Source organism: Cognatishimia activa (genome assembly GCF_001458335.1).
GTDB lineage: Bacteria > Pseudomonadota > Alphaproteobacteria > Rhodobacterales > Rhodobacteraceae > Cognatishimia > Cognatishimia activa.
The window spans coordinates 71,859-75,901 of the sequence record NZ_CYTO01000026.1 but is presented as its reverse complement, the minus strand read 5'-3'; the positions used below and the strand labels follow the sequence as shown (position 1 = coordinate 75,901).

Annotated in this window: 4 protein-coding genes; all 4 read right to left on the bottom strand. The window is 58.1% G+C overall.

All coding sequences use genetic code 11. The annotated features are described in order from the left end of the window. A partial coding sequence (locus TA5113_RS17300) for an ArdC-like ssDNA-binding domain-containing protein (protein WP_258953946.1) occupies positions 1-494 on the bottom strand: 494 nt, incomplete at its 3' end. A gap of 40 nt (positions 495-534) precedes the next feature. Next, positions 535-1,020, bottom strand: a complete 486-nt coding sequence (locus TA5113_RS16560; RefSeq protein WP_058314144.1) for a hypothetical protein — start codon at positions 1,018-1,020, stop codon at positions 535-537. A 319-nt stretch (positions 1,021-1,339) separates the two neighbouring features. Beyond that, positions 1,340-2,434, bottom strand: coding sequence for a Fic family protein (locus TA5113_RS16555; RefSeq protein WP_058314143.1), 1,095 nt, complete (start codon positions 2,432-2,434; stop codon positions 1,340-1,342). 145 nt (positions 2,435-2,579) lie between these two features. Further along, positions 2,580-3,896, bottom strand: a complete 1,317-nt coding sequence (repC, locus tag TA5113_RS16550) for a plasmid replication protein RepC (RefSeq protein ID WP_370736455.1) — start codon at positions 3,894-3,896, stop codon at positions 2,580-2,582. Positions 3,897-4,043 lie beyond the last annotated feature (147 nt).

The window sequence follows — 4,043 nt, the reverse complement described above, 5'->3', positions numbered from 1 at the left end:
AAAAAAGCCTGCATATGGGGAATGGGTTCAGCGGGCGGATGCTCAGGCACCGGGTCCGGCTCGGGATGGAAGCTATCCGGCAACCCCTCGATCTGGCAGGCGTTGAACACGCGATAGGATTTCTGGAAACGGAAGACGCGGGCCTCGTCACCATCTGCCTCGTCGGCGTCTCCAGACGCCTCGTCCTGTTTCCGGCTCTGGCCGTAATAGACCACCACGGAGGACTTCTCGCCCTTGCGGACCTTGGCACCCAGGGCATTGGCCTGTGGGATGGTCATCCAGTAGGGCGAGCTGTAGCCCGCCATCACGGTCCGCATGGTCAGCAGGAAGTTGTTGACGCCTTGATATGCCTCGCCGCCCACGCGCAGGGGACGTGTACTGCCACCAGCCGTCCAGGGCTTGCGCCACGGCAGGACGCCGCGCTCAATGATACGGATGATTTCGTTTGTGATGACCTCGGAGGCATCAGATTTGGGCGTGCGGGATCTGGCCATGGCTGGCTTCCTTTCGAGTGTTGGTGTGAGGGGATAGTGATCAGGTTGGCCGACTGGCGCGTGGATCGTTGACGATCCTGGCGCCGAGCTCCTCAGCCATGTCGATGTAGGTGGTCAGCGAGACGGACCTGCCAGGACCGCAAGGTTCAGGGTCGACCGATCCGCCCCGTTTCACGCGGGGCAGGTTCGCGAAGGCGATGACATTGTTGACGGGTCGGATATCGATGAACGGCGTGCCACCTGCAACCGCAAGAGTGGCCAAGGGAAAGCGTTCGATCGGCGCGAAGGTCGACACAGTCGTCCAACCGAGATAGATGAACGTCCCGCCCTCGCCGCAGATTACATGGGCATTCGGCAATGTCGCTGCCTGCCGGAGATAGCCGAGATCACGCAGGACGGTCTCGCGTTCGAGCTGCCGCGCCCGCGCCGACTGGCCGGTTCGGCGCAGTTCCTTGTGTCGCCACCACGAGGCAGCGGTCGCGCGCAGCACGCGCAAGATACCTGTTTGCATGGGAATGCCCTTCATCAGGAAAGACAGACCGGAACCCGGCCCGGACCCGTCCGAGGGACCCCAAAGGCCCTCATCCGTCAGTCACAAAACCCGAAGGACACTTTCACTTTTCCCGGCCCCACCAGCCCGGGAAAAGAACTTCAGGGGCCGGCACAGCCCCAGTTTTCTTCATTGCACGCAGAAACTCCAGATCGGCAACGAACATCGGCAAGGTCTTACCTACGATTTCTAATTTTTTAATAATATCAATATATTATAGCAAAACTCAGATCGGCAATTTTCTCTGGTAAATCCATGCGGTGCATGTCCTGAGCACCGGATGCGACAAGCCTCTTCACTTCGCTGCCAGGGAATAGCTGGTACTACGTCCACCAGCGTCATCTTTCTCAAGTGCTCCCAAATCGATCAGGTCGAGGATGTCGCGATATGCGGTGTCTTGTGAGCACTTCTCGATCTTCGCATATTTCGACGTCGTGAGTTTTCCTTCGAACCCATCGAGGAGGCGGTTAAGCATGTCCCGTTGGCGGTCGTTTATGTTGGCCGTTCCGTATTTCTCCCAGAACCGCGCCTTTTGAAACACGGCCTCCAGAATGATCTCTGCGCCATCAAAAGCACGGTCGAGGCAATTGAGGAACCAATTGAGCCAGGCGGTGACATCAAGCCCGCCCTTCTGCGTCGTCTCGAGCATATCATAATAGGCGCTCCGCTCCTGCCGGATTTGGGTCGACATGCTGTAAAACCGCTGTGAACTGCGTTCGGATCGCGCCAACGCCATATCCGCGATCGCACGCGCAATGCGCCCGTTGCCATCGTCGAAGGGGTGGATCGTGACGAACCACAGATGTGCAATTGCGGCATGAATAACAGGATCCGTGTCAGGGACCTGATTGAACCAGGTCAGAAACCGCCCCATCTCTGTATCAAGCCGTGCCGCTCCCGGCGCCTCAAAATGCACGCGTTCACGACCCATAGGTCCTGAAACAACTTCCATAGGGCCTTCACGCCACTGCCCCACGGTGATCCGGGTCATTCCGCTTCGCCCGGTTGGGAAAAGGGCGGCATGCCAGCCGAACAATCGCTCTGCGTCCAGTGGTTGGTCATACGCTTGCGTCGCGTCCAGCATCATCTCGACGACCCCATCGACATGGCGATCAGACGGGATCAGCCCGCCGATTTCGAGCCCCAGCCGTTTTGCGATAGACGACCGAACCTGATCTTTGTCGAGCGTCTCGCCTTCGATCTCGCTGCTCTTGACGACATCACTGGTGAGAGTTCGCAACATCGCTTCGTTTCGAAGATCAAAGCCAAGGCCTTCCATGCGTCCCAAGAGCTTGCCTTGTCGGTGGCGGACAGCGGCAAGTTGTGAAGACAGCTTGGCCTTGTCCCAAGAAAACTGCGGCCAGTCAGTGATTTCGTGAATGTAGGTCATATTTTGCGCATTCCTTGCGGAGATTATACCGCATAATCTCGTCAAGACAACAATAACTGCCGCAAAATCTGCGGAGAATACAGGCGGCAATCTCCGCATGCCCCACCTGGAACTCTCAACGTGCAAAAACTGCGTCCCCATCCCATTATGCAGCCTGCCCGCTCAATCGACCATAGAAGCTGCGCTCGAGATGCAGCTCCCCTGCCCCGGCTTTCTCGACCATCCCACGCAGATATCCGCCCGGTGACGCCACTTCGCCGGCGCAATGCTTGTCGAACGTGAGAACCAGCGCCGCAGTCGCGATTTGTGGCCCAAGTCGGTCCTGCGCGAGGTTCCAGGCGTGTTCAGAAACGCCGATCATCGGCCTCAACTGCCCCACAACACGGTGCAGATCGCCCCAATCCTTCAGATATCCGCCCATATTGCGCGCCCACGACGCAAATTCAGGACAGGCTTGCATGACTGTCGGCAGATCAAGAGCTGCCCCGCGCTTCTTGCGCGTTTCGGCCACCCAATCTTCCAACTCCCTATCAACTCGCTCTTCCGGTGGCGCATTTGGCACCACGCTCGCCGCTTCCTCTTTTTCTGAGGAATTACAGGTTACAGGATTAAGTTGATTTGTAATTAGTATATGAGGATCAGAAATGACCTCCCTGGGGTCCATTTCTTGAGTCTTTTGAAGCCCTTGTTCAGTGGTTGCCGGCGTGTTTTCCACAACTTCATCCGCTCGAGCTGCTTTGAGATAGGTCGCATCGACACGCTCCTGGAGCTCCCTGAACCATTCCAGAAGCCGCGCAAGCGTCTCAGAGGCCGTGTTCCGGCGTGGGAGGCGGTCCAAAAGATCCTCAAAGAGGCTTGAGAGCTGTGTCCAGGGGCCTCTCAGAGCGCCGCTGAGGGCCGCTTCGATCCTGGCGCGGATCATTCGGCGCGCAACCGTGATCTGGCGCTTCAGGCGCTGGCAGAGTTCGCGCTCGGCCTGCAGTTCTGCGTGTAGCTGCTCAAACTCTTCGGCTCGAGCCGAGAGCGGCGACAAGTCGAAGCCATAGGCCTCGATGATACGGCCTTCTGCGTCCCTGTTGCCCCAACGCTTGCCATTGGGGCTGTCCTTGAAGGCTATCACGCCGATCTCAGCCAGGCGCCGTGCATGGCGCTTGAGCGCCGAGAGCGAGAAGCCTGTTTGCTCCATCAGGTAAGAGTTGGACGCCCAGACGATCGGACGCTGCCCCTCTTCCCAGTCCTGGGCCCGAGTGAAGGCCCCAAGCGTGTCGAGAAGCAGTACGTCGCCAGCCTTGAGGCCAATATGCGCACCAACGCGTTTCACGGCAACAAAGGCCCGTGTCTTGGGCACGGCTGCTCTTTCACCAGCTTGTGCGTGCTGTTCAGCGACCGCGAGTCCGGCCGTCGCTTTGCGCCACCCCGAGGGTTGGTTGATATTGGACATACCTCCACCGTTCTGAGGCATGACTGTCCCAGTCGCTCCATGCGGAGCATCATTGAATTTTTTCATTTTTTAGCTAGGCACAGAAAACCTGTTCGCCCGAAGACGTTTTTCGTTGTTTAGCGATTCGCGGGCTGCTAGGATTGTGGTGTGAAAACAAATCGCGCCTTG

What these genes read in the sequence shown, in the direction of transcription:
- TA5113_RS16560 (WP_058314144.1), bottom strand. Translation starts at nt 1,020, where the DNA reads ATGAAGGGCATTCCCATGCAAACAGGTATCTTGCGCGTGCTGCGCGCG.
- TA5113_RS16555 (WP_058314143.1), bottom strand. Translation starts at nt 2,434, where the DNA reads ATGACCTACATTCACGAAATCACTGACTGGCCGCAGTTTTCTTGGGAC.
- repC (WP_370736455.1), bottom strand. Translation starts at nt 3,896, where the DNA reads ATGCCTCAGAACGGTGGAGGTATGTCCAATATCAACCAACCCTCGGGG.